We start from the raw sequence: 25,422 nt of genomic DNA on the forward strand, positions 1-25,422 counted from the left end.
GTGGCCAGGGCGCCGGTGAGGGGGAGTTCGATCAGGTGGACGCGGCCCGACAGCAGCTCGCGCAGGGCGGCGCTGCCCTCGTCGTCGCCGAGTGCGGTGACGAGGGTGACCGGGCGGCCGTCGGCCGCGGCGAGGCACGCGGCGAGCGCGGCGCCGCCGGGCCGGGTGGTGCGCCGGGGCCCGCTGACGACGGGGACGGGCGCGTCGGGGGCCAGCCGTGCGACGTGGCCGCGGATGTCGTGGTCGAGCAGGGCGTCCCCGACCACCAGCAGCGCCGCCGGCCCGCTCACGTGCCCTCCTGCGTGAACAGCGACCAGTTCCGGCGGTCGGCCGCCGCGCGCCGCTCCACCGCCTCGTCGAAGGACTCGCACAGCATGTGGACGGCGACCAGGTGCAGTTCCTGCACGGTCGCGGAGGTCGCGGCCTCGACGCACAGTGCCTCGTCGGCCGTGCCCGCCAGGGGGTTGGGGGCCGGTCCGGTCAGGGCCCAGACCGTCATGCCGAGCCGGTGGGCGGTGTCGGCGGCGACGAGCAGGTTGGCGCTGGCGCCGCTGGTGGACAGCAGCGCCAGGACGTCGCCGGCGCGGCCGTGCGCGGCGACCTGCCGGGCGAAGATCTCCTGGACGCCGTAGTCGTTGGCGATGGCGGTCGTGGCGGAGGTGTCGACGTGCAGCGCGAGGGCGGAGAAGGCCGGCCGGTCGTCCCGGTACCGGCCGACCAGCTCGGCCGTGAGGTGCTGGGCCTGCGCCGCGCTGCCGCCGTTGCCGGCGACGAGCAGTCGGCTGCCCGCGCCGAGCCGGGAGGCGAGGGCCGCGCCCCAGCGTCCGAGTACGGATCCGCCGTAGCCGCGGAATCCGTCGAGGGCCTTCATCAGGTCGTCGCAGTGCGTGACGTCGGTGGCGAGTTTCATCGCAGGGCTCCCGAGAGCGAGGGGACGGAGGACACGGCGCTGTAGGCGCGCATGACGCCCTCGGCCACGCGGTCCCAGGTGTAGCGGGCCAGGACGCGCCGCCGCCCCTGGGCGCCGTAGCGGGCGAGCAGTCGCGGGTCGGCCAGCAGGCCGCGGACGGTCGCGCCGAGGTCGTGGTCGTCGTCGGCGGGGACCAGGCGGCCGGTGACGCCGTCCACGACGGTGTCGAGCTGCCCGCCCACGGCGGTGGCGAGGACCGGCGCGCCGCACGCCATGGCCTCGACCGGCACGATGCCGAACGGCTCGTAGCGCGGCAGCGACAGCACCAGGTCGGCGCTGGAGATCAGCCCGGGCATCCGCTCCCGGCTCACCCCGCCCAGCAGGGTCATCCGGTCGGCCACCCCGCACTCCTCGGCCAGCGCCCGCAGCCGTTCCGCCTCGGGTTCGGCGAGGAGCAGGGCCGCCTCGGGCCCACCGGCGATGAGGAGTTCGGCGTCGGGGACGTCGGCCAGGGCGCGGATGGCCCGGTCGAAGCCCTTGCGGGGAACGAGCCGGCCCACGGCGAGCAGCCGGCGCGGCGCGGAGGCCGGCCGGCGGGCCCCGGCGACCGGCGCGAATTGTTCGGGGTCGACCCCGCAGGGCACGACGGAGATCCGGTCGCGGGACAGCCCCATGGCCTCCAGCTCGGCCACCTCGTCCTCGCAGGTCGCGATGATGCGGTCGCACTCGCGGCCGATGACGGTCTCGATGGCGACACGGTCGCGCGGGCTGGTGTCGGCGGCGCCCTGGTAGCGCCGCTTCACGGTGCCCAGCGCGTGGAAGGTCTGCACGACGGGCACGTCGAGCCCGTACGCCCCGGAAAGGGCCGCCCAGCCGGACATCCAGAAGTGGGCGTGCACCACGTCGGGCGGCCGGGTCGCCCACTGCCGCGCCAGGAAGTCCCCGAACTCCGGCATGTACGGCGGGAGTTCGTCCTTCGGTATCGGCGCGGCCGGTCCGGCGGGCACATGGACGACCTGGAACCCCTCGGGCGTGGTGACCCGCTCCGGCAGCCGGGGGTCGTCACGGCGTGTGTAGACGGTGACCTCGTGCCCCCGCCGGACCAGTCGCCCCGCCAGTTGGGCCACGTACACGTTCTGTCCGCCCGCGTCGGGTCCGCCGAGCGCGGCCAGCGGACTGGCGTGCTCGGAGACCATGGCGACACGGCCGGCCGTGGGGTGGCTGGTGCTCATCGGGTGACCTCCTTGATCAGGCGTTCCCAGTCGTCCCGGAACCGCGGCTCTGCGTAGCGGGCCTGTGCCGCGGCCCTGGCGGCCTCCCCCGTCAGCCGGGCGTCCGCGGGATCCGCGAGGAATCCGCGCAGGGCGTCCCGCAGGACGTCGAGCCGGTTGGAGACCACTCCGGCTCCCTCCGGGACGGCCTCGCGCACCTCGGTGGTGTCCAGCGCGACGACCGGCATCCCCAGGAACATCGCCTCCAGCAGGGACAGCCCGAGCGACGTCCACCGGATCGGGTGGAGGTAGACGCGGCAGCGGGCCATCGCCGGGTGCAGGGCGCTCTGCGGCAGGTCGCGGCTGCGCAGCCGGCCGGCCTCCACCCCGAGGTGCTCGGCGAGCCCTTCGGTGCGCATGCCGAACACGTCCAGCGGCACGGCGCGCGCGAACTCCGGCAGCAGGTCGGTTCCGGTCGTACGGCCGCGGCGCACGGGTTCGTTGACGACGACCGCGGCGCGCTCCTCCTCGCCGGTCCACAGCGGGCCGGGGTCGATGATCCCGTGCTCGATGACCGTCGTGGGGGCGCGGCCGTTGTCCCACATCAGGCGGTTGAAGTGGGTGACGTGCACGAGGGTGATGTCGGTGCGGCCGGCCAGCGGGTGCCGGGTGCCAGGTGCCGTCTCGTGCGGGCTGTTGTGCTCGACGTACACGGCGGGTACGTCGACGCCGGGGCGGCGGCCGGTCCAGCGCTCGGCCAGCTCCAGCTCGCGCGGTCGCTGCAGCACCATCAGGTCGATGTCGGCCTCGCGCAGCTCGGCGGGGCTCAACTCCCGCACGGAAGGCGGCCATTGCCAGGTGCGGGCGCGGCCGAGGCCGTCGGGTCCGCGGTGGGGGGTGACCGGGACGAGAAAGGTGTACGGGCCCTGGACGAACGAGGTCAGCCAGGAGCCGTGGACGTGCCAGACGAGGATGTTCATGCCGTCTCTCCCAGCAGTTTGTGCACCGCGGCCACCACGTCCTGGCCCGTCACCTCGGCGAGGCACGGATGGCCTGGTACGGGACAGTGCCGGGCCCTGGTGCCGGCGCACGGCGCGTTCTGGTCGCCGAGGAGCACGAAGGGCACTCCGTACGGCGCCCAGCGCTCCGGCGGGACCACGGGCGCGAACAGCGACACCACCGGGGTGCCGACGGCCGCCGCCAGGTGCGCGGGGCCGGTGTTGCCGCACACCACGGCGTCGGCGGCGCGCAGGACGCCCGCGAGGGTGCGCGGGTCGGTCCGGCCGCCCAGGTCCACGGCCGGGTCGCCGCAGACCGTCCGGGTCAGGTCCGTCTCGTCGGTGCCGCCGGTGACGACGACGCGGTGACCGGCGTCGGCGAGCGACTCGACGGCCTCGGCGCAGCGGCCGGGGCTCCAGGCGCGGGCCTGCGCGCTGGCGCCGGGGTGGACGACGACGTAGGGGCCGTTGCCGGTCAGTGCCACGGTGTCGGGCACAGGCAGCACGCGCAGCCGGCCGTCGTCGCCGGGCGGCGGCACGAAGCCCATGGCGGCGGCGGTGTCCAGGGCGGCCTCGGTCTCGTGCCGGCCGGGCAGCCGCCGGTGGCGTACGTCGAGGAGGCGGCCGGGGTGGTCGACGCTGTCGGCGCCGACGCGCCCGACGCCGGCCAGGCGCAGCAGCAGGGCCGTGGGCAGGGGGCTCTGGTGGAACGAGGTGAGCACGAGCGCGGTGTCGAACGCGGCCTGCCGCAGCCGTCGCAGCAGGCCCTCGACGTCCGCGTCCTCCACGGCGGGTGCCTCGAAGCCCTCCCACGGGGCCTGCCACACGAGCACGTCGTCGACGCACGGCAGCAGACGCGCGGCGGGCTCGCCCTGTGGACCGCACAGCAGGGTGACGTGGGAGGCGTGCGCCGCCACGGCGCGCACGGCGGGCCCGGCGAGCAGGACGTCGCCGAAGCTGTCGAGGCGTACCACCAGCGCCTTCACGACCCCTCACCCCGCGTCCCGTCGAGCAGCCGGCGCACCGCGGTGAGCAGGTCGGGGGGCGTGTCGGCGGCCTGGGCGACCTCGGCGGGCAGCGTGGCCGCGTTGGGCACGAGCACACCCCGGGCGCCCGCGGCCCGGGCCGCTGCGACGTCGGCCGCGATGTCGCCGATCACCACGCAGCCGGACGGGTCCACGCCCAGCCGCCGCGCCGCCTCCACGACCAGCCCCGGCCGGGGCTTGCGGCAGCCGCAGCCGGCCTCGGGCGCGTGCGGGCAGTACACCCAGGTGTCCAGGCCCCCGAGCAGTTCGTCCGCACGCTCGTTGACGCGACGCACCTCGGCGTCCGTGAGCAGCCCGCGCCCGACCCCCGACTGGTTGCTGATCACACCGGTCGGCACACCGGCGGCCCGCAACAGCCCCACCGCCCGCCGCGCCCCGGCCACCGGCCGCACGAGACCGGGGTCCCCGTTGTAGGGGACGTCCTCGATGAGAGTGCCGTCCCGATCGAAGAGCAGGGCGGCGAGCGCGCGCGGGGTCATGGCGTGCTCCTCGGGGTGGATGGGCAGGGGCGGGCGTGCCGCGTGGCGGTCGCGGGGCGGCGGGTCGTCCTCGGGTGCGTTGCCCGTAGACGCGGGTGCCGGCGGGCGGCGAGCGCGCGCGGGGTCATGGCGTGCTCCTCGGGGGCGGAGGCCGGCGGCGGCCGAGCCGTGGGGCCGCGGCGTGCTGGGCGCGTCGTGGTCGGCGAGGAATGCGCGGGCGGGCGCCGAGCGGCCGTGGCCTCGAACGGCCCGTCGGCGGAACCCCGCGGTGGCGGAGCAGGCCCGTCAGCCAGTGGCGGACGGCGAGGGGCGGGATGAGCACGCTGGTGGCGGCCATGGTCGTGATCTCGCGCGGTGTGCGCGGGCCGGGGCGGATGCGGGCCAGCGCGAACTCGGCCGTGCCCAGCGCCCACAGCGCCCCCGCGACCGTGGCGGCCCGGCGCCGGCCGGTCAGCGCGAGGACAGGGGCGGCCGCCGCGAGGGTCGTCACGACCGCGTGCCGGGGCAGCCGTCCCCGGGGGGCCTCGGCGCGCGTCCACCAGTCGGGGCCGTGCAGGCGGGTCATCAGGGCGTCGTCGGCGTTGCCGCGCTGCGCCCGCACCGACGCCCAGGGATCGGCCGGTCGCACGGGGTGGTGTGTCGTACGCCGTCCCCGGCACAGCGACCAGCCGGCCTCCCGCACTCGCAGGGCCAGGTCGGCGTCCTCCCGGAAGGCCCGCCGGAACCGCTCGTCGAAGCCGTGGACCTCGGCCAGGACAGCCGTGCGGTAGGCCATGTCTGCGGTCGCCCAGGCGGCCTGTTCGAGCCCGGCCGTGCCGCGTTCCCAGTCGGTGGGCCGGCGGTCCTCGGGCAGGGGGACGTGCAGTCGTCCCTGGACGCCGCCCGTGGAGGCGCTCGCGGCGGCGAGGTCGTCGGCGAGCCGGCGGGACCAGTCGGGCGGGACCTGGACGTCGTCGTCGAGGAAGACGGTCCAGGGGGTGCCGACCGTGTGCCAGCCGGCGTTGCGGGCGGCGGCCGGACCGCGGCCCTTCGTGCGCAGGGTCCGCAGCCGCAGCGTTCCGGCCGCCGCCAGGGGCAGCGGCTCGTCGGGTTCGGGGCGGTCGTCGACGACGACGACCTCCTGCGGCGGGTGGTCCGCGGCCGCGGCGAGGGTGCGCAAACAGTCGGCGAGGCAGGGGCGCCCGATCGTCGGGACGACGACGGAGTAGGCGGGGACGGCCGTCATGCGAACATCCCCTTCCGCCGGATCGCGAACGGTCCGAGGGCGAGCAGGTCCACGGGCGCGGAGCCGAAGCACTCCAGGGCGTCCCGGGGATCGTCGACCATGGGCCGGCCGGCGGTGTTGAGGCTGGTGTTCACCACGACGGGCAGTCCGGTACGCCGCTCGAACCCGTCGATCATGCGGGCGACCAGGGGCTCCTGCTCTCGGTCCACGGTCTGGATGCGGGCGGTGCCGTCCACGTGCACGACCGCCGGGATGCGGTCCCGCCACTCGGCGGCCACGTCGTGCACGAACAGCATGTAGGGGCTGGGCAGCGGCCCGTCGAAGATCTCCGCGGCCCGGTCCGTGAGCACCATCGGGGCGACGGGCCGGAACTCCTCTCGGCCCTTCACGGCGTTCAGCCGCTCCAGGTTCCCCGCCCGCCCGGGGTGGGCCAGCAGCGAGCGGTGGCCGAGCGCGCGGGGCCCGTACTCGCTGCGGCCCTGGAACCAGGCCACGATGCCGTCGGCGGCGAGCTCGGCGGCGACGGTCTCGGCGATGTCGTCCGGCTCCTCGTAGGGCACGGCGGCGCGTTCCAGCCAGGCCCGCAGCTCGTCGTCGCTCCAGCCCCGGCCGAGGGCCGCGGTCGGCATGGGCGCCACGTCCTCCTTCTGGTGGGCGACGTGCAGGGCGGCACCGAGCGCGGTGCCGGCGTCTCCGGCGGCGGGCTGCACCCAGATCCGTTCGAAGGGTGTCTCCCGGTACAGCCGGGTGTTGGCGACGCAGTTGAGCGCCACACCGCCCGCGAGGGTCAGCACCTCCTCGCCGGTACGGTCGTGCAGCCACCGGGCCAGCCCCAGCAGGACCTCCTCCAGACAGACCTGCGCGCTCGCGGCGAGATCGGCGTGGTCCTGGCTCCAGCCGCCGCCCTTGGTCCGCGGCGGGACCAGCGAGGCCCAGGGGACCGGGCGGGCCCGGAAGCCGCCGTCGTCGTCGAGACCGACGTACTCGCGCAGCCGGTCGAGGAAGCGGGGCCGGCCGTAGGAGGCGAGCGCCATCACCTTGAACTCGTCGCTGCTGCGCAGGAAGCCCAGGTGCTGGGTGAGGTCCTCGTAGAACAGGCCCATCGAGTCGGGCAGGGACTGCGAGCCGAGCACGGTGAGCTCCCGGTTGGCGTAGCGGCCGGCGAGGTGGGAGCCGCACTCGCCGCGGCCGTCCAGCACCAGCACGGCGCTGTCGGCGTACGGGGCGGCCTGCCCGGCGGATGCCGCGTGCGCCACGTGGTGGGCGACGAAGCGGACCTTGTCCGGGTCGAGTCCGGGCAGGGCCTCGGCGAGGAAGCCGGGCGCGTTGCGGGCGTACTCCTGGCGCAGGTGGTCCCAGGGGTCGTCCAGGCCCAGCCGATCTGCCGGGCGGGCGAGTTCGGGGTCGTAGGAGTAGGCGACGGCGTCCAGGTCGGACGGGCTCAGACCGGCCTGTTCCAGGCACCAGCGGGCGGACAGCTCGGGCAGTTCCCAGGCGGAGAAGGGGACGGGCCGCTTGCCGTGCTTGCGCCGGCTGAAGCGTTCCTCCTCCGCCGCTGCGACGATCCGGCCGTCCATGACGAGGGCGGCGGCGGGGTCGTGGAAGAGGGCGTTGATCCCCAGGACACGCATGCGATGCCTCCGTGCGGCGTTCGGGAAGGGTGCTGACGTGCCTACGGGCCGGCCGTGGCGAAGTAGGCGATGGTCTGCTTCACGCCCTCCTCCCAGGGCACCCGCGGCGACCAGCCCAGCAGCTGTCGGGCCAGGCCCGTGTCCGGGCGGCGGCGCTGCGGGTCGTCGGTGGGGCGGTCGACGTGGACGATCGGCGAGGACGAGCCGGTCAGCTCGATGACGCGGCGGGCGATCTCGCCGACGGTCACCTCGTCGCTGCCGCCGATGTTCACGGGCCGCACCGAGTGGCTCGCCGCGACCAGCAGGATGCCGTCGACCGTGTCGTCGACGTAGCACAGGGACCGGGTCTGCCGGCCGTCGCCCGCCACCGTCAGCGGCTCGCCGGCCAGCGCCTGGCTGACGAAGGTAGGGACGGCGCGGCCGTCGTGCGCGCGCATGCGCGGGCCGTAGGTGTTGAACAGCCGCACGATGCCCGCGTCGGCGTCCCGCGCCCGTACATGGGCGGTGACCAGGGCCTCGGCGAAGCGCTTGGACTCGTCGTACACGCTGCGCGGGCCCACCGGGTTGACGTTGCCCCAGTAGTCCTCGCGCTGGGGATGGCTCAGTGGGTCGCCGTACACCTCGGACGTCGAGGCGAGCAGGAAGCGGGCCGCGTCGCGCTCCGCCAGGGCCAGTACGTTGCGGGTGCCGAGGCTGCCGACGTCGAGCGTCTCCAGGGGCAGGCGCAGGTAGTCGGCGGGGGAGGCGGGACACGCGAAGTGCAGGACGAGGTCGTACGGGCCCGGCAGCCGGTCCGGTGTGCGGGGGTCCGAGACGTCGCACTCGAGGAACCGGAAGCCGCGGCGGCCCTCCAGGTGCTCGATGTTCCCACGTGAGCCCGAGCACAGGTTGTCGGCGCAGTCGACTTCGACGTCCGAATCCAGCAGGCGTTCGCACAGGTGACTGCCGAGGAATCCGGCGCCGCCGGTCACCAGGGCCCGGCGCCATGCGTCTGTCGGGACAGCAGGCATAGGGTTTCCTTCGCTCGCACACAGATGGCATGAGGGTGTGACCCAGAGCGCATTCGTGGCGCGTGACAAATTGCCTGTATGGAGAGGTCGTATGCCCAGAAGAAGGGCTGTGGCGGGCTTGAATGGCCTTCGCCGCGATATTCACGAAAGTGAATTGATCGATGTTCTCCGGAGGTCGGGCGGGAGACCGCCCTGCTGGGTCGCCTTTTTCCGGACGCCGCACTCACCGGGGTTCCCGAGCCAGTTGCTTTCACACGTTGGTTCTCACTCGCCCCTGCTTTCCCACCCGGCTGTGAGCAACCCCACCCCTTCCCGGCTCGCCGACCCGGGGGAACCGTCTGTCACGATGGTCGGCGCCGTGAACGACTCGGTGGAACCTCCGCGCAGTGCAGCCGGTGAACCCCTGTTCCCCAGTCCCCCTCCGAACCTTGGTTGCCGGGAACCGCACTGTGTCCACCACCCCTGCCCTTCACCCACCCGCGCCGGAAACGGCCCCCCTCCCCTCCCGCTCGCCCTGGCGCTCGCTGCGGCACCCCGGCATGCGCTGGTGGTCCGCGGCGAACCTCGTCTCCAACGCCGGTACGTGGATGCAGCTCACCGTGCAGAACCTGCTCGTGCTGCAGATCACCGGCTCCGCCGCGGCGACCGGCCTGTCGATGTCCGTCCAGGCGGCTCCCGCCCTGTTCATGAGCCTGCTGGGCGGCACCGCCGTGGACCGCTGGCCCCGCAGGCTGACCGCCGCCGTCAGCCAGGCGCTGCTCGGCGCGGTCGCCTTCACCATGGCCGTCCTCGTGGCGCTGGGCCGCCTCGACATGACCTCCCTGATGGTGCTGGCCGCCGTCACCGGCGTGATCGCCACCGTCGACGGGCCCGCCTGCGCCCTGCTGGGCAACGACCTCGTGCCCGTGGAGGACGTCCCCTCGGCCATCGGCATCGGCGCGCTGGTGCACAGCGCGGGCCGGCTCATGGGCACCGGCCTGGCCGGCGTGACCGTCGGCTTCCTCGGCACGTCCGCCGCGTACGCCGCCAACGGACTGTCGTTCCTGTTCGTGGCCACGGTCATTCCGTTCCTGCGCCCGGCACCGGGCGCCGTCCCCCAGGCCCCCCGGCCCGCACGCGGAACGCCCGCGCCCGACGGCACCGCCACCGACCTCACCGTCCGCCAGGGCCTGCTCTTCTTCGCCCGCCGCCCCCGCCTGGTCGCGCTCGCCGCGATCACCGGCATCAGCTCGGTCTTCGGCCGCAACTACGGCCTCACCCTCGCCGTGCTCGTCACCGGGCCGCTCGCGGGCGGCGCCGGCTCCTTCGGCACGGTCTCCACGGTCCTCGCCGTCGGCGGCATCCTCGGCGCGGTCATGGGCGCCCGGCTGCGCCGGCCCTCCGTCCGGTTCGTGGGCGCGCTGGCCGCGGCGGGCGCCCTGCTGCAGGTGGCGGCCGGCCTGTCCCCGTCACTGGCGGTGCTGCTGGTACTGGTCCTGCCGATGGCGGTCGTGGAGTCCGTCTCCGACACCGCCGGGACCGCCGTACTGCAGACGGACCCGCCCGCTCACCTGCGGGGACGCGTGCTCGGGGTGTGGAACAGCATCGGCACGGTGTGGAGTCTCGGCGGGCCGCCCGCGCTCGGCCTGCTGATGGAGCTGTCCGGCGCCCGCGGTGCCCTGGTCACGGGCGGCCTGATCACCGCGGTCGCCATCGCGGCGGCCCTCGCCCTGCACACCCGGCGCACGCCGTCCCCCGTGTCCCTGCCGACGAAGGACGGCGACCTCACGGCACGGGCGGACCTCGGCACGGCCGCCTGAACCACCCCTCAGACGGCGAAGTGGTGCGTGCCGGAGCCGACCCGGTAGACCGCGCTGCCCTCCTCCTGGCGCAGGAACCTCCCCGCCGCTCGCGTCACCGCTCGTGCGGAGGCCGCCGGGATCCACACCTCGGCGGTCGTGTTGGGCGGCACCTCGCAGGTGAGGGTGAAGTGCCCGTCCCGCTGCCGCCAGCGCGTGGCGACGGGGCCGTGGACCGAGTCGAACCGGGCGCGGGCGGAGGTGACGCCACCGCCGGGGCGGGGCCGCACGACGATCTCGCGGTAGCCGGGCCGGCCCGCCGCGATACCGGCGATGTTCGCGTACATCCACTCGCCGACCGAGCCGTAGGCGTAGTGGTTGAAGGAGTTCATCGCCGGGTCCTGGAAGGTGCCGTCGGGCCGGACGGAGTCCCAGCGTTCCCACATCGTCGTGGCGCCCTTGTCGATCTGGTGGCCCCAGCTGGGGAAGGACCGCTGCGCCAGCAGACGGTGGGCGACGTCGGTGTGCCCGGTGTCGGTCAGGACGGGCAGCAGACGCGGCGTGCCGAGGAACCCCGTCGACAGGTGCCAGTCCCGGGCCTCGATCAGCGCGACGAGCCGGTCGGCCGCCGCCTTGCGCACCGCCTTTGGCAGCAGGTCCATCGACAGCGCGAGGACGTACGCCGTCTGCGTGTCGCCCTTCACCCTGCCGTCGGCAAAGACGTAGGCGTCCTGGAAGGCCGTACGGATCCGCCCGAACAGGCCGCTGTAGGGAGCGGGGTCCTCGCCGAGCGCCTCGGCCATCCGGGCCGCGAGGTCGGCGCTGTGCGCGAAGTACGCGGTGGCGATGACGTCCTTGGGCGTCTCGTCGTCGACGTTGAGCCAGTCGCCGTACCCCTCGGCCGGACGCAGCAGCCGGTCGCTGTGCTGTTCCAGCCAGTCCAGCCAGGTCCGCACCGACGGCCACGCGTCCTCGAGGACCCGCCGGTCGCCGTAGGCCCGGTAGAGCGCCCAGGGGACGGTGACCCCGGCGTCGCCCCAGCCGGCGGTGCCGTTGCCGACGGTGCCGACCATCGGCGCCACGTCCGTGAACGAGCCCGCCGCGGTCCGCGAGTCCCGCAGGTCGACGAGCCACTTGGACAGGAAGCGGGCCGACTCCATCGTGTAGGCGGCCGTCGGCGCGAAGACGTTGATGTCGCCGGTCCAGCCCAGCCGCTCGTCCCGCGCCGGGGTGTCGGTGGGCACGGACAGGAAGTTGCCGCGCTGCCCCCAGGTGATGTTGCGGTGCAGCTGGTTGAGCATCGGAACGTCGGTCTCGAAGTCGAGGGTGAAGGGGGCGTCCGTGTGCATCACGCGTCCGGTGACGGCCCGCGCGGAAGGGGTGCCGGGGAATCCGGTGACCTCGACGTAACGGAACCCGTGGAAGGTGAAGCGCGGCTCGTAGACCTCCTCCCCGCGCCCCTTGCAGGTGTAGGTGTCGGTCGCCGCCGCGCTGCGCAGGTTCGCGGTGTAGAGGGTCCCGTCCGGGTTGAGCACCTCGGCGTGTCTGAGCCGGACAGTCGTCCCCGCGGCGCCCGTCACCCGCAGCCGTACCGAGCCGACCATGTTCTGCCCGAGGTCGAAGACGAAGACGCCCGGCTTCGGTTGGGTCACCCCCTTCGGCGTCAGTTCCCGCTCCACGCGCACCGGGCCGTCCACCTGCGCGACGATCAGGCCGGGCCCGACGTCTCCCTATTGAACGGTTTCAATCGAGTGGGCGTGGCCGCCCCGGTTCCGCGCGGGCGGGGGGTCAGCCGGGAATGTCCGGGTCCACCTCGTCCCGCCCCCACTCCGAGGAACCGAGCGGATAGGTGTACGCGGGCCGGCCGACGTTCCCGCTCGTCCGGAACGGCCTGCCGCGGTCGTCGACGCGTACCGTGCCCTGCCGGTCACCGCTGGACCAGTCCAGCTCCAGGTACCAGCTCACGTTGTGCGCCCGCGCGTCCGCGAAGACGTAAAACACCTCGGGATCGGACTCGCTCACCTTGTACGGGAAGTCGCGCTGACCGTTCTTGGGGGACAGCGCGGGCCGCCCGGCGTCGAGGTCCACCCCGAATGCCGCCGTCCGCACTCCGCCGCCGCATCCGACGCCCATCGTGAAGTCGTTCCACGCGAGCGGCGCGCTCTTGTCCACCACCCGGACGTGCAGCGCTTCCAGTACGACCGTGGCCTTCCCGGTGCCCTGCACGGTCAGCGCGAGCATCTGCTCCCCGCCGGGCACCCCACCGAGCGCGCCGACCCACCCGCGCGCGTCCGGCTCGCTGGGCGGCGGCGGCACCTGCTCGGGCTGCCGGTTCACCAGGTAGTGCTGGCTGCACTGGTCTTCCCACTTGTACGGGTTGACGGCGACGGTGGGCGCGGTGGCCCCGTCCTGCGCCCCGGCCTCCGGGGCCGCCCCCACGCCACCGCTTCGGGTCGCGGACACGGAGGCCGTGGGCTTCCCGCCGCGCGAGGCCGACGGCGAGGGCGATCCGCTCCCGGCCGACGGGGAGGCGCTGGGACGCCCGCCGCCGGATGCGGAGGCGGCCGCGCCCACGGACCGCTGCTCACCCCGGTCGTCATCCCCCTTGCCGGGCACCAGACTTACGACGAGCGCCGCCGACACGACGGCGGCGACCACGGCGGCCCCGGCGAACACGACGTGACGCCGCCGCCGCACGACGGACTCCTCGGCCGGGGGCACGCCCCCGCCGAGCCGGTCGGAGCCGCCGTCCGCGCCGGAGTCGCCCTCCGGCTCGAAGTCGCCGTCCGCGCCGGAGTTGCCGCCCCTGCCGGGGCCGTCGTCCGTGCTGGAGTCGCCGTTGGCGCCGGGATTGCCGTCCGCGCCGGCTTCCGGGGCGTCGGTGCCGCTCGCGGTCTCGGTCCCGCCCCCGCCCTCGGCGCCCGTGCCGGTCTCCGTCGTCTCGGCCGCCGGCGCGGAGGCCCGCTGCTCGCGGCGCCGGGCGTCCGCGAGGATCCACTGCCGGTGCAGCTCCACCAGTTCCCCGGGCGTCGCCCGGCACGCCCGCGCGAACCGTTCCACGGGCGCGTAATCCGTCGGTACGGCATCCCCGTTGACGTACCGGTGAAGCGTGGACGCACTCGTGTGCAGCCGCTTTCCGAGCACGCCGTAACTGAGCCCGGACCGCTCCTTCAACCGCCCCAGCAGCTCCGAGAACTCGTCCCCCACCACCGTTCCTCCCTCTCCCCACGTTCCGGACCCGCGTTCCAGGGGGAGGTCATTCCCCCAGGTCAGAGCCGTTGCGAGCGTTCCAGCGTCCCGGATGTCCCGGCAGTCCTGGCGGCCGGGACGGATCGCCGCGCAACCTTGGGCCATCCAAGCACGCCGCTCCCGGCACCCGGTCGAGCGGCCTGTGCCAACACCCGTACAACACATGGGGGATCACATGTCCGCACGTACTCGCCGCACCGGCCGCGCCCGTATGCTCACCGCCGCCGCGCTGGCGGCCGCCGCACTGACACTGACGGCGTGCCAGGACGGGGAGGGCGTCCACGACGAAGGTGCGTCCGCGGGGTCCGCGACCGCGTCGGCGACGGCCACGCACACGTCCGCACCGGGTTCCAGTTCCAAGGGCTCCTCGTCCTCCGGGAACTCCACCGCCGCGAAGAACTCGTCGACCGGGAAGAACTCCTCCGGCTCCACCGGCGCCAAGGGCTCGGCGGGCGGCTCGGGTGCCGCGGATCCCGGCCCCACCCGCACCCGTTGCTCCACCTCCACCACCCGGACGACCGCCACGGTGGTCTCCCGCCCGCTGAACCACCTGCTCCTGACCGTCACCAACACCGGCTCGAAGAACTGCAACCTGATCGGCTACCCGGCGCCCCGCCTCGGTGAGGCCCAGGCCGTCCCGCCGGTCTTCGAGGCCTCCAAGCCGCAGGCGGTGGTCATGCTGGCCCCCGGCGAGTCGGGCTACGCGAGCGTCCGGCTCTCCTCCGCGGACGGCAGCGGCTCCAACGGCTACACGGCCAAGTCGCTGGAGGTCTACTTCAACGACGGCGCGACCGCCGCCCGGCCGTCGCTGCCCGCCAAGGGCGTCTACGTCGACGACTCGATCCGCGTCTCGTACTGGCAGTCGACCATGGACGACGCCCTGACCTGGTGACGCGACGGCTCCCGTCCTCCCCGAGCGAAGTGCCGGAAGGACGGGGGCCGTTCGTCGTTTCCTCCACGCAAGCCAGGCGACTACGGTCCCGGTCCTACCACGGTGGCAGGAGGCCGGTGGTTCACCGGTCCGAGTAGCCGATGTCCCCGATGGTCCAGGCGCTCACGTCCTCCAGCGCGACGCGGTACATGCCGCCCGTGTCGGGGATGCCGTAACTGCCCTGGAGGATGCGGGCGACATGGAAGTGGAGGTGGGTGGGGTCGCCGCTGTCATCGTCGTCCGGCGGGCGGTCACCGTCGTCCTTGGGCGGGGTGAACGCGGCGGCGAACCGCCCCAGGTGCTCGGAGTCCCGTAGGACCTCGGCCACGCGTTCCTTCCACAGGGCTTCCGGAGCGAGCCGTCCGGTGATGACGGCTCCCGGCGTCACCACGGTCAGGGACATCTGACTGTTGTGCTGCGACTCCACCATCGCGGCGATCGCGCGGAGCAGGTCGTCAGGGTGCTTCATGCCTCGGGAGCCTAGCCGGACAACCTGTGCCGGCGCGCGGCGGCACCGGAGTTGTCACCGCCCCGGTACACCCGCGAGGCGTCGTCGTCCGGCCATTTTTCGCGCGCGGATGAACCCGATGAGCAGAAAACCCGTCAGTAACCAACGGTGACGGTCAACGACGGTCAACTTCGTACGAGTCTTTTCCAGGGGGAGCTCTGCTGTGTCGAAATACGCTCGAATAAGACCGTCACGCCTCTTCATCGCCCTCGCCACGGCCGCGACCGTCGCCCTGACCGTCGTGGTGATCGTGGCCCTGACGGTCACCACCTACGACCACACCTCGCCGCGCGCCGCCCGGAGCAAGGCGTCGGGCTCGGTGTCCGGGGCCGTCGACTGCCGCAAGGCCAAGTGCGTGGCCCTCACCTTCGACGGCGGCCCCAGCCCCACCACCCCCGGGCTTCTGGACATCCTGAAGCGGGAGCACCTGCACGCGACGTTCTTCCTGCAGGGCAAGGGGCACATCGCGAAGTACCCGCAGATCGTCCGCCGCATCAAGGACGAGGGCGACGAGATCGGCAACCACACCTGGAACCACAAGGTCCTGACGCAGATCGACACGGCCGACGCCCGGCACGAACTGAGCACCACCCAGGACGCCATCGAGAGGATCACGGGCACCAAGCCCGTCCTGATGCGCCCGCCGCAGGGTCGCACCGACCGTGACGTGGCCAAGATCTGCCGGGAGCTGGGCCTGGCCCAGGTGCTGTGGAGCGTCACGGCCAAGGACTACGAGACCACCGACTCGGCCCTGATCACCAAGCGGGTGCTCGAACAGACCCATCGCGACGGCATCATCCTGCTGCACGACCTGCACAAGGGCACCGTGCCGGCTGTCCCCGGCATCCTCAGGGCACTCAAGCAGCGCGGCTACACCATCGTCACGGTCTCGCAGCTGCTCGCCCCCGCCAAGCCCCGGCCGGGCATGGTCTACCGGCCCTGAGCCCGGTCGCTCCGGACGACCGCACGGTACGGGCCGTACGGTCCCGCCGTCCGCGGCTCCTTGCCGAACCGCCCCGGCGGGACCCGGTCCAGATGTACGGCCCGCCCGTTTGACGGGTGCCACATCCTGCGGCGCCCACACGGCACGGCGCGCATCACCTGCCCGCGCCGTCACCTGCCCGCGCCGTCACCAGCCCAGGACGTCCCCGTCCGGACGCGGGGTCTTGGCCGGAGCGCTCGGCGCGGCGTCGTGGCAGGTGAAGCCGAGACGGGTCAGGGCCCGGCGCATCTCGCCCGACGTGAAGTCGCGACGGCTCTGCCTGGTGATCACTTCCCCCACCTGCATCACGGGGAAGACGCGGTCGCCGATGGTGACGGTCACCCCGGTGACGGGCTCGGGCTCGATGCCGCTCATCGACTGCTCGACCTCGTTCTTGGTGAGGTCGAAGGGGAAGCGGGCGATGACACAACGCATGGATGCCTCCATGGAGTTGGGGAGAAACGCCGGTTTCCGGGGCGTGCCCGGGGACCGGACCCGGGCTACGACTTGCCGCGCGGCGCGGACCCGCGGCTTCGGGTAGCCGTCCGTACGGCCCCGCCCCGGCCGCCGGGCCGTCCCCTGCGGCGGCGACCGCCGGAACCGGCGCCGGTTCCCTCACTGCGGCCGGCCGGCGGGGGTGCGGTGACGGTGACCGGCACCCCGGAGGGCGTCCGGGCGCCGGTGATGCGCTGCAGTTCGGCCTCGCCGGGCCGGACCCGGGTGGTGCTCGGGGTGATGCCGGCGTCGGTCATCAGACGGTCCATCGCGCGCCGCTGGTGCGGCAGGACGAGGGTGACGACCGTGCCGGACTCACCGGCCCGGGCCGTACGCCCGCCCCGGTGCAGGTAGTCCTTGTGGTCGCCCGGAGGGTCGAAGTTCACGACCAGGTCGAGGTCGTCGACGTGGATGCCGCGGGCCGCGACGTTCGTCGCCACCAGGACCGTGACGTGGCCCTCCTTGAACTGGGCGAGCGTCCGGTTGCGCTGCGGCTGCGACTTGCCGCCGTGCAGGGCCGAGGCGCGCACGCCCACGGACAGCAGGTGCTTGGCCAGCCGGTCGGCGGCGTGCTTGGTATCCAGGAACATGATCACCCGCCCCTCGCGGGCGGCGATCTCGGTCGCGGTGGTGCGCTTGTCGTCGTCGTGCACGTGCAGCAGGTGGTGCTCCATGGTGGCGACGGCACCCGCGGACGGGTCGACGGAGTGCACGACGGGGTCGTGCAGGTAGCGCCGTACCAGGAGGTCGATGTTGCGGTCCAGGGTGGCGGAGAACAGCAACCGCTGGCCCCCGGGGCCGACCTGGTCGAGCAGTGCGGTCACCTGCGGCAGGAAGCCCATGTCGGCCATCTGGTCGGCCTCGTCCAGGACCGTGACGCCGACCTGGTCCAGCCGGCAGTCGCCCCGTTCGATGAGGTCCTTCAGCCGGCCCGGCGTCGCCACGACGACCTCGGCGCCGCCGCCCAGCACACTCGCCTGGCGGCCGATCGACACGCCTCCCACGACGGTGGCGAGCCGCAGCCGCAGGGCGCGGGCGTAGGGGGTGAGCGCGTCGGTGACCTGTCCGGCCAGTTCCCTGGTGGGGACGAGGACGAGGGCGAGCGGCTGCCTGGGCAGGGCCCGCTGACCGGCGAGCCGGGCCAGCACGGGAAGGCCGAAGGCGAGCGTCTTGCCGGAGCCGGTGCGCCCGCGGCCCAGTACGTCCCGTCCGGCCAGCGCGTTGGGCAGGGTGGCCGCCTGGATCGGGAAGGGCACGCTCACGCCCTCCGCGTCGAGCGCGCTCAGGAGGCGGGCGGGCATGTCCAGCTCGGCGAACGTCGCGACCGGCGGCAGCGGCTCGGTCAGGGTCGCCGGAAGAGTGAACTCCTGCGGACGCGGTGTGACGTGTGCCCGTCGGCCACCGGTCCGCCCGGTGTCCGGACGATGACTCTGGCGGCCCTTCTCCTGGGCTCGGAAACGGCCGGAGGCGCGGCCGTTACGGCGGGTGCGGTCCATGGAGGAACCCTCCTCGATGCGGCGTATCGAGGAATTCCAGCCGCAGCGGGAGCCGCACGAGGATTCGCAAGAATGAGCCGAAGAAATGGGCCTGAATACGCCCGGGAAATGCGGAGAGCATGACCGGGGGCCCGCACCCCAAGGTGCGGGCCCCAGTCACGCGGTCGCGTCAGCGTCAGGCGGGAACGATGTTCTCGGCCTGCGGGCCCTTCTGGCCCTGCGTGACGTCGAAGGTAACCTTCTGGCCTTCCTGAAGCTCGCGGAAGCCGCTGGTGGCGATGTTCGAGTAGTGGGCGAACACGTCAGCGCCGCCGCCGTCCTGCTCGATGAAGCCGAAGCCCTTTTCCGCGTTGAACCACTTCACGGTGCCAGATGCCATATTGAATCTCCCTTGAGGGGCAGTGCCGGAAACCGCACTTTACGGAGTCCGAGTCGCCGCGATGATCACCCCTCCGGAAGGATCCGGAAAGCTCTGCAAAGAAAAAATTCTCTGGCAACCAAAACTGCAACTGCTATCACGCTAACACAGGTCCGGCGGAAGCCCCCATCGATTTCCTGATCACTCCGAAAGCCTCACTCCGTCATACCGCGTAATTCTGCAGCGGCCGGACTAGGTATCCGGGTCGGCCTCGTAGTGCTCGTCGGCGTAGTGCTCGTCGGGCCCGTCGCCCTCGTCCAGCTGCCGGCGCATGTCCCGGTTCAGACGGCGGGTGTCGTCGAGCTGGTCCTCGAGGGAGACGATGCGGCACGCGGCCTCGATGGGGGTGCCTTGGTCCACGAGCTCACGGGCGCGGGCGGCGATCCGCAACTGCCGCCGTGAGTACCGGCGGTGGCCGCCCTCCGACCGCAGCGGAGTGATCAGTTCGGCCTCGCCGACGGCCCGGAGGAAGGCGGGAGTGGTCCCGAGCACGTCGGCGGCCCGCCCCATGGTGTAGGCGGGGTAGTCGTCGTCGTCGAGGTTCCCGGCGGCAGGGGTGTTGTCAGCGGGCATAGCACCTTGTCTTCGGGAACGCGGCGGGGGACCGGGTGACCACGGCCGAAGATCCGACACCGCACACCCGATGGACAACCCTAACGCCGCCCACCGCGAAGACATGGCCCCGCCGCAACAGACTTTCTCGGTTGACGGTACCGCGCGGGGAGCCTCCGGTGGCTGAAGCCCTTTCTCATGGGGCTCACAGAGGTCGCTCAGATCGCGGAGGGACGATGACGTCGTCGCCCGCCCCGGCCGACCTCGCTCCACCCCTCCCCGGGATCCGGGTTTCGTACGACTGATCGCGGGCGACCCGAGAACAGACCGTGAGGAGGCCGCCACCGCCCGAGCCGCCGCTGCCGACGAACCAGGAGACCGCCGTATGAGCGTCCTCGACCTTCCGCCCCGCACCGGCGCGTCCGCCGGCGCGTCCGTCACGGACCCGGTCATGGACGAGCGCACCCGGTCCCGCATCGGCCACGGCCTCATCGCCTGCGGTCTGGCCCTCGTGCCCTGGCTGGTCGTACTCGCCGCGGGCGTCCTCGTCGACACCGCCCGGGAGTCCCTGACCTGGGTCGGACTGGACGGCCTGGAAGCCGTCGGCCTCGTGGCCACGGGCCTGCTGGTCCTGTGGCGCGACCCCCGGCGCGTCCTCGCGGCCTCCGCGACCGCCGCGCTCCTGCTCGCCGACGCCTGGTTCGACACGACCACGGCGACGTCGGGCACCGACCTCATGGCGGCTCTGGCAATGGCGGCCGCCGCGGAGCTCCCCCTCGCGGCCCTGTGCGTGTTCCTGACGATCCGCGGGCTGCCCCGCGCCCCGAGGCCGCTCGGCGGCCCGCGCCGGAGCCGCTGACCCGAGACCGCCCCCGCGGGTCGCCCGACGCCGGGGAAGAGCACCGCGGCCACGACCGATGAGTTCCGCCGGCCCCCGCTGTCTACCAGGACGCACGCCATCGAGCCACCGACTGGAGACCCGCCATGACCAACCCCGTACACCCCGGCCGCATGCTGTTCGTGAGCCTCCCCGTCACCGACCTCCCGCGCAGCAAGGAGTTCTTCGCCGGGCTCGGGTTCACCTTCAACCCGGCGTTCAGCGACGAGACGTCCGCCTGCATGCTGGTCGGCGAGCACGCCTTCGTCATGCTGCTCACCCGGGAGAAGTTCGCGCAGTTCTCGAAACTGCCGATGGCCGACCCCACCACGCACGCGCTGGCGCTGTACTCCTTCAGCGTGTCCTCCCGCGAGGAGGTCGACAAGGTCGGCGCCGCGGCGCTCGCGGCGGGCGCCACCGAGGCGGACGGCGCCGAGGACCTCGGCTTCATGTACTCCCGCAGCTTCTTCGACCTCGACGGCCACGGCTGGCAGGTCATGTGGATGGACCCGGCGGCCGCCGCACAGGGCCCCGAGGCGTACGAGGCCGCCGCACAGGACACCGCCGCCCGCCCCTGACCCCGGGTTTCTTCCGGGCCTCGGCGCCCGCGGACCGACCAGGGGACCGAGGCCCGGAAACCGCACCCGAAAACCGAAGCCGAAGACCGAACCCGACACACATCTCTCCTCGCCGAGAACAGTTCATCCGGCCACTGTCCGTGCTCGCCGTGCGATCCGCAGGTGTAGGCGAAGCGGCCCCGGGTGTTATTGAATGAGGTTTGCGGTCAGGAATCGCGGGACCCTGTCGCCCGGATTCTGGTACGGCTCCGGCGTGGTGCCGGGGCTGGCGAGCGAGCTGAGAGAGCCGCATGGACTCCACCCCACCCCCCTCTTCTGCATCCCCGTTCGACATGGTCAGCAGCGCTTTGGGGCAGTACATGCCGGCCGGCGGGGCGGCAGCGGCCGCCGGTTCCGCCGAGCCGCAGGACGACAACGCCGCCGCCCGACAGGTCCCCGCCGATCCGCCCACCGCCCGGCAGGAGCAAATTCTCGGCGCGGTCAATCTGGACCGGGACCTGAGAATCACCCGCTGCAATCTGGACGCCCCCGTCTTCGCCGGGGTGGAGGCCGTGATCGGAAACCCTTTCGTCGACCTCCTGCCCCCCTGGGACGTACCGACGGTCACGCGGCGGTTGCGGCAGGTCCTCGAGACCGGTGAGCCGCACGTCGCCCGGGTTCAGCGCCTGCGGCGCTCCGACGGGTCGGAGCTGGTGGTGTCGATGAGCATCCTGGCCGCCGCCGCGCCTCAGGAGGGCCTGACCGTCTCGCTGATCGCCATGGCCAGGAGGCTGCACCTGTACGCCGCCGAGACCGCGATCGGCACCTCGCTGGACATCGGCGAGACCGCGCAGTCGCTGGCGGAGTCCCTGCTGGCCTGGGGAGACGTCACCGCCATCGACCTCGACTTCGCCGTATGGACGGGCGAGGTGGTCACCGAACAGCCGCAGGGGCGCATCCGGCTGCGGCGGGCGGCCCTGGTGCCGGACCGGGCGTGGCCCGACGGCTACATCACGCCGGGCGAGGACCTTCCCGGCGACGCGAGCCGCCTGCTGTCACAGGCGATCCGGCGTGACGACTTCGCGCAGGCCATCGTCATTCCCGACCGGGAGGCGATCGAGCGGGTCCTCGGCAGTCCACGGCTGGTACGCGCCCTGGTGCCCGGCGACCAGGCGGCGGGGGTGGCGTGCATCCCGCTGGTCCTGGACGGCGATCCGCCCGTCGTCCTGGGGGTGGCCGAGGTCTGGCGGCGGGCGGACCGCCCCTTCGCGGACAGCGAGCTGTTCGACCTGCAGGAGCTGGTGGCCAGGACCTCTCACCACGTCGACCTGGCCCGTCAGCACCAGCGCGAGCACACGCAGGTGCTGGCGTTGCAGCGCCGACTGCTGCCGAGGTCCGCCGGCGACACCATCGAGACGGCCAGCGTCTACCAGCCCGCCACCCCCGACAGTGCGGGCGTCGGCGGCGACTGGGTGAACAGCTTCCCCCTGCCGGACGGCCGTACCGCGCTGGTGGTCGGGGACGTGGTCGGGCACGGCCTGGGGGCCGCGGCGACCATGGGGCAGCTGAGCATGGAGGCCCGGGCGCTGCTGTCCGCGGGGCTGGCGCCCGACGAGGTGCTGGAGCACCTGGACGACACGGTGTCGCTGCTGGACGACGCGGAGTCCGGGCTGGCGGCCGGTTACAGCGCCCTCGGGTCGACGTGCTGCATCGCCGTGTACGACCCGGTCAGCCACCACGTGGAGCTGGCCAGCGCCGGCCATCTCCCGCCCATCCTGGTAGCCCCGGGCGGACCCGCCGGCCCGGTCGCGATACGCCCCCACCCGGGGCTCGGCGCCGAGTTCGCGCTACGGGAGCCGTACGACGTGCACGCGTTCTCCGCACCGCCGGGCTCGCTGCTCGCCCTCTACACCGACGGCCTGGTGGAGGATCCCGCCCTGTCGATCGACGAGGGCATCGACAGGCTGACGGACGCCGTGTCCTCGGTGCACCCCTGGGACGGTCTGCAACAGGCCGCGCGGCGCGTGGTCTCGGCGCTGGCGCCACCGCGCCGGCGCGACGACGTGACCCTGCTGCTCGCGCGCATGATCGGTTACCGCAAGGGGGACACCGCGACCTGGCGGCTGCCCGCTCGCGGCGTCGCGGCCGCCCGCGCCCGCGCGCTGACCTCCGAGCTGCTGAGGCGGTGGGGCACCAGGGACGACACCCGGGACAGCGTGCTGCTGGTCGTCGACGAACTGGTCGCCAACGCGGTCCGCTTCGCCGGCGGACCCATCACGGTACGGCTGATCAGGACCGGCCGCGGCCTGCTGTGCGAGGTGGGCGACACCGGCAACGGCAGGCCGCGGCTGGGCCCGAGCGGGCTCCTCGACGACGGCGGCCGTGGCTTGCACGTCGTGCATGGCCTCACCACCCGGTGGGGCGTGCGGTGGACGGACACCGGCAAGGTGGTCTGGGCGTCGGTCGAGCGGTGACGGGCTTCGGTCGAGCGGTGACGGGGTTCGGCGGGGCGGTGACGGGCTTCGGTCGAGCGGCGACGGGGTTTCGGCGGGGCGGTGACGGGCTTCGGTCGAGCGGTGACGGGGTTCGGCGGGGCGGTGACGGGCTTCGGTCGAGCGGCGACGGGGTTTCGGCCGGGCGGTGCGTGAGCCCGCCCGGCCGGTGCCACGGCGGTACGGGTTACAGCCACTCCCCCTCCAGGGCGGTGGCCGTGAGGCCCGGGGCAGCCGCGTACAGGACGGCACGGCTGCCCTGCTTCTGCCCGGCGTCGTACGCCCTCCGCATGATGTCGAACACGGCGGCGCCCCCGCGGTTGCCGGTGGTGTAGCTGTCCCGGCTGAAGTCCAGCAGCCCGGACGGCCATCCGTCGGGCATCGTCTGCTCCATGTACTCCAGCACCCGCGTCCCGCCAGGGTGCGCGAGCAGTACGTCGGGGTGCCAGGAGTCGGGGTCGTCCTGGTAACGCAGGCGCAGCCACTCCCACATCGCGGTGACCGTCTCCTGCACGGCGCGCGGCCCGCGCCGGTCCATCACGAAGTGGGTGCCGTCCTCCCGTGTCTCCAGGCGGTGCAGGTCCTGGGTGCCGGGCAGGGTGTGGTGCCAGGCGGCGTCAAGTCGCAGCACCGACTCGGGCCTCGGGCGACCGGTGACCACCGCGGCGACCGCGGTGTCCGCGAACAGCAGCCGGACGATCAGGGACTCCAGCGTGTCGTCAGCGGGCTGGTACGTCGTGCTCAGTGCCTCCCCTATCACGACCAGGACCACCCGGTCGGGGTCCGCGGCCACCAGATCCGCCGCCAGTGCCAGGGAGCGGGTCCCGGCTATGCAGGCCCACTGTGTGGCCGGCAGCAGCAACGCGTCGGCCCGGAGCGGGAGTCGGTTGGCCAGGGAGACGTCCAGCCCCGGCAGCGCCGGCGTGGTGGAGTGACTGGTGATCAGACAGTCGACGTCCGCGGCGTCCAGGCCGGCGATCTGCAGGGCCCCGCGCGCCGCACGCTCGCCGTACGACTGCACGGCCGCCCAGGCCGGCGCGGTGCGCTCCTGCACGGTCTGCGGCGCGGGTATCGACTCCAGGGCGGCGATCACACGATCCACGTCCTGTTCGCCGAACCCGCTCCCGGCCAGGGCCTGTCGGGCCGGCGCGACGCCGGCAGCGGGCAGAGCACTCCCCTTGCCGGGCGCGACGGCGGCCTCCAACGGCAGCATCCAGCCACGGGTTTCGATACCCGTACTGGCCGCGATGCCGTCGATCCGCGGCGCCCACGCCGCGTGCGGGTGCCGATTGCGCACTTCGTCCACGATCTGACTTGTCCGCACAGCGTGTTCACCGTGTATCACGGCAGGCGGGCACAGGTAAGCGGCCATATTCGGCACCTTTCTACAGAGAACGAGGGAGAACATCACGAACGCTGTGTCATGTGCCACTTGGGCGAGATTCGATCAAATCGATGACGTTGCGCTCTAGTTCGGGACTACGTGTCCGTTTCGAGCATGGACGCCAAAAGGGCATTTGCGCTGTGACATGGGCAACTTGGGCGCCTCTGCGATGCGTGAAACGGCGCACACCGCAGCACCCCGCCGCCCTCAGCCCCCACCTGACATGCCGTCGAGGAATGTCACGTCGGGAGTTACCGATGGGCACAGATGTACGGGTGGCTATGAAATCCCTAAACTGCGGGCACTATTGGGGCGCCTGCCAGGGGGTGACGGCAGGCCTCATCTCCTGGGGATTTCATGCGCAAAACCGCCATTGGCGCCGCCCTGTCCGGCGCACTGGCTCTCACCGCTCTCACCGGCGGGGGCGCTCAGGCGGACGAGGTGTGGGGCGGAAACACCACCATCGTGGATGTCAGCGTCAATGGCGGTAAGGACATCGCCATCGGCACGCAGAACACGGTGACGATCAAGGGCTCCGTGACGGTGAGCGACCCTGACGGGATGGACTTCGCACGCTGGGTCCTGTGGCACGGGACGGACTTCTTCGAGCCCGACGCGTACTCGTTGCAGGCGGGTCGCACCTGCGCGGACATCGACGCCACCACGATCAAGTGCGCCATCACGGCGACCATCGACCCGCAGGATCTGCCCGGCAACTCGGTCGCGGGCAAGTGGTACGTCGCCGTCGACGCCTACGACAAGGGCAACGGCGGCATCGCCGTCAACGCGTACTCGACCGTCCTGGTCAAGCGATACTCCCGGCTGTCGGTCAACGCCTCCCCGGAACCCGTCGCCAAGGGCAAGACGATCACCGTCACGGGCAAGCTCACTCGCGCCAACTGGGAGTCGTTCGACTACCGGGCTTACACCAACCAGCCGGTCAAACTGCAGTTCCGCAAGGCGGGCACGAGTACATACAACACGGTGAAAACGGTCTACACGAACAGCTACGGCAACTTGAAGACCACTGTCACTGCCTCCGCCGACGGCTATTGGCGCTACTACTTCCCGGGCACCACGACAACGGCCTCCGCAAAAGCAACGGGCGACTTCGTCGATGTGACGGGGTCGTAGGCGCGCAGCAAAGACATTCGGGCGGTACAACCCTGAAGGGGCTCCAGGGGTCTTGTGGG

The 25,422-nt window shown here is 72.9% G+C and carries 22 protein-coding genes and 1 pseudogene; 7 read left to right on the top strand and 16 right to left on the bottom strand.

What is annotated here, in order from left to right:
• Positions 1–286: 286 nt before the first annotated feature.
• The 8 genes from FBY22_RS41670 to FBY22_RS41705 all read right to left on the bottom strand — a co-directional run bounded on the left by FBY22_RS41670 (position 287) and on the right by FBY22_RS41705 (position 8,510).
• A complete protein-coding gene (locus tag FBY22_RS41670; protein ID WP_142153849.1) occupies positions 287–910 on the bottom strand; it encodes an SIS domain-containing protein in 624 nt (207 codons plus the stop codon).
• Positions 907–2,142 (bottom strand): glycosyltransferase, encoded by a 1,236-nt coding sequence (locus FBY22_RS41675; RefSeq protein WP_142153850.1) that lies wholly within the window; start codon positions 2,140–2,142, stop codon positions 907–909. Before FBY22_RS41675 ends, FBY22_RS41670 begins: the two co-directional genes overlap by 4 nt.
• A complete protein-coding gene (locus FBY22_RS41680) occupies positions 2,139–3,101 on the bottom strand; it encodes a glycosyltransferase (protein WP_142153852.1) in 963 nt (320 codons plus the stop codon). The genes FBY22_RS41675 and FBY22_RS41680 overlap by 4 nt, the downstream gene beginning before the upstream one ends.
• The gene (locus FBY22_RS41685) at positions 3,098–4,105 is read right to left on the bottom strand and encodes a glycosyltransferase family 9 protein (RefSeq protein ID WP_142153854.1); all 1,008 of its coding nucleotides are present in this window, start codon (positions 4,103–4,105) and stop codon (positions 3,098–3,100) included. The genes FBY22_RS41680 and FBY22_RS41685 overlap by 4 nt, the downstream gene beginning before the upstream one ends.
• Complete coding sequence (locus FBY22_RS41690; protein ID WP_142153856.1) at positions 4,102–4,644, bottom strand: HAD-IIIA family hydrolase; 543 nt, start codon at positions 4,642–4,644, stop codon at positions 4,102–4,104. The genes FBY22_RS41685 and FBY22_RS41690 overlap by 4 nt, the downstream gene beginning before the upstream one ends.
• A 124-nt stretch (positions 4,645–4,768) precedes the next feature.
• Positions 4,769–5,869: a glycosyltransferase family 2 protein gene (locus FBY22_RS41695; RefSeq protein ID WP_142153858.1), complete on the bottom strand. Its 1,101-nt coding sequence runs from the start codon at positions 5,867–5,869 to the stop codon at positions 4,769–4,771.
• A complete protein-coding gene (locus FBY22_RS41700) occupies positions 5,866–7,500 on the bottom strand; it encodes a carbamoyltransferase C-terminal domain-containing protein (protein ID WP_142153860.1) in 1,635 nt (544 codons plus the stop codon). The genes FBY22_RS41695 and FBY22_RS41700 overlap by 4 nt, the downstream gene beginning before the upstream one ends.
• Before the next feature lie 41 nt (positions 7,501–7,541).
• Entirely contained in the window at positions 7,542–8,510 is a 969-nt protein-coding gene (locus FBY22_RS41705) for an NAD-dependent epimerase/dehydratase family protein (protein WP_142153862.1), read from the bottom strand.
• Positions 8,511–9,049: 539 nt separating this feature from the next.
• Here FBY22_RS41705 and FBY22_RS41710 point away from each other — a divergent pair.
• Positions 9,050–10,309 carry an MFS transporter gene (locus tag FBY22_RS41710; protein ID WP_399212995.1) on the top strand — a complete coding sequence of 420 codons (1,260 nt, stop codon included), beginning with the start codon at positions 9,050–9,052 and terminating at the stop codon, positions 10,307–10,309.
• 8 nt (positions 10,310–10,317) lie between these two features.
• Here FBY22_RS41710 and FBY22_RS41715 read toward each other — a convergent pair.
• Together FBY22_RS41715 and FBY22_RS41720 are read right to left on the bottom strand one after the other, a co-directional pair.
• A pseudogene (locus FBY22_RS41715) lies at positions 10,318–12,003 on the bottom strand (family 78 glycoside hydrolase catalytic domain); the annotation flags it as partial.
• A gap of 73 nt (positions 12,004–12,076) precedes the next feature.
• Positions 12,077–13,498, bottom strand: coding sequence for a helix-turn-helix transcriptional regulator (locus FBY22_RS41720; protein ID WP_260845384.1), 1,422 nt, complete (start codon positions 13,496–13,498; stop codon positions 12,077–12,079).
• A gap of 214 nt (positions 13,499–13,712) precedes the next feature.
• Between FBY22_RS41720 and FBY22_RS41725 the strand changes: the two genes are divergently transcribed.
• On the top strand, positions 13,713–14,429 hold the full coding sequence (locus tag FBY22_RS41725) for a DUF4232 domain-containing protein (RefSeq protein ID WP_142153867.1): 717 nt from the start codon (positions 13,713–13,715) through the stop codon (positions 14,427–14,429).
• Positions 14,430–14,550: 121 nt separating this feature from the next.
• Here the strand turns inward: FBY22_RS41725 and FBY22_RS41730 are convergent, their stop codons facing one another.
• A complete protein-coding gene (locus tag FBY22_RS41730) occupies positions 14,551–14,937 on the bottom strand; it encodes a hypothetical protein (protein WP_142153869.1) in 387 nt (128 codons plus the stop codon).
• A 202-nt stretch (positions 14,938–15,139) separates the two neighbouring features.
• Here FBY22_RS41730 and FBY22_RS41735 point away from each other — a divergent pair, with 202 nt between their 5' ends.
• Positions 15,140–15,919, top strand: coding sequence for a polysaccharide deacetylase family protein (locus FBY22_RS41735; protein ID WP_260845385.1), 780 nt, complete (start codon positions 15,140–15,142; stop codon positions 15,917–15,919).
• 186 nt (positions 15,920–16,105) lie between these two features.
• Here the strand turns inward: FBY22_RS41735 and FBY22_RS41740 are convergent, their stop codons facing one another.
• The 4 genes from FBY22_RS41740 to FBY22_RS41755 all read right to left on the bottom strand — a co-directional run bounded on the left by FBY22_RS41740 (position 16,106) and on the right by FBY22_RS41755 (position 18,940).
• On the bottom strand, positions 16,106–16,393 hold the full coding sequence (locus FBY22_RS41740; protein WP_142153870.1) for an SCO5918 family protein: 288 nt from the start codon (positions 16,391–16,393) through the stop codon (positions 16,106–16,108).
• A gap of 65 nt (positions 16,394–16,458) precedes the next feature.
• Positions 16,459–17,949, bottom strand: coding sequence for a DEAD/DEAH box helicase (locus FBY22_RS41745; protein ID WP_142153872.1), 1,491 nt, complete (start codon positions 17,947–17,949; stop codon positions 16,459–16,461).
• A 175-nt stretch (positions 17,950–18,124) separates the two neighbouring features.
• Complete coding sequence (locus FBY22_RS41750; RefSeq protein WP_007383480.1) at positions 18,125–18,328, bottom strand: cold-shock protein; 204 nt, start codon at positions 18,326–18,328, stop codon at positions 18,125–18,127.
• A 231-nt stretch (positions 18,329–18,559) separates the two neighbouring features.
• Positions 18,560–18,940, bottom strand: a complete 381-nt coding sequence (locus FBY22_RS41755; RefSeq protein WP_142153874.1) for a MerR family transcriptional regulator — start codon at positions 18,938–18,940, stop codon at positions 18,560–18,562.
• 364 nt (positions 18,941–19,304) lie between these two features.
• On the opposite strand from FBY22_RS41755, the gene FBY22_RS41760 reads away from it, so the two are divergent.
• The 3 genes from FBY22_RS41760 (at position 19,305) to FBY22_RS41770 (ending at position 22,827) form a co-directional block, all read left to right on the top strand.
• Positions 19,305–19,778 (top strand): hypothetical protein, encoded by a 474-nt coding sequence (locus FBY22_RS41760; RefSeq protein ID WP_142153876.1) that lies wholly within the window; start codon positions 19,305–19,307, stop codon positions 19,776–19,778.
• Positions 19,779–19,903: 125 nt separating this feature from the next.
• The gene (locus tag FBY22_RS41765) at positions 19,904–20,374 is read left to right on the top strand and encodes a VOC family protein (RefSeq protein ID WP_174267429.1); all 471 of its coding nucleotides are present in this window, start codon (positions 19,904–19,906) and stop codon (positions 20,372–20,374) included.
• A gap of 290 nt (positions 20,375–20,664) precedes the next feature.
• Positions 20,665–22,827, top strand: coding sequence for a SpoIIE family protein phosphatase (locus tag FBY22_RS41770; protein ID WP_142153878.1), 2,163 nt, complete (start codon positions 20,665–20,667; stop codon positions 22,825–22,827).
• A gap of 205 nt (positions 22,828–23,032) precedes the next feature.
• Here the strand turns inward: FBY22_RS41770 and FBY22_RS41775 are convergent, their stop codons facing one another.
• A complete protein-coding gene (locus tag FBY22_RS41775; RefSeq protein ID WP_142153880.1) occupies positions 23,033–24,217 on the bottom strand; it encodes a type III polyketide synthase in 1,185 nt (394 codons plus the stop codon).
• A 369-nt stretch (positions 24,218–24,586) separates the two neighbouring features.
• On the opposite strand from FBY22_RS41775, the gene FBY22_RS41780 reads away from it, so the two are divergent.
• Complete coding sequence (locus FBY22_RS41780) at positions 24,587–25,363, top strand: calcium-binding protein (protein WP_142153882.1); 777 nt, start codon at positions 24,587–24,589, stop codon at positions 25,361–25,363.
• Positions 25,364–25,422 lie beyond the last annotated feature (59 nt).

Origin of the sequence: Streptomyces sp. SLBN-31 (genome assembly GCF_006715395.1) — a bacterium.
GTDB lineage: Bacteria > Actinomycetota > Actinomycetes > Streptomycetales > Streptomycetaceae > Streptomyces.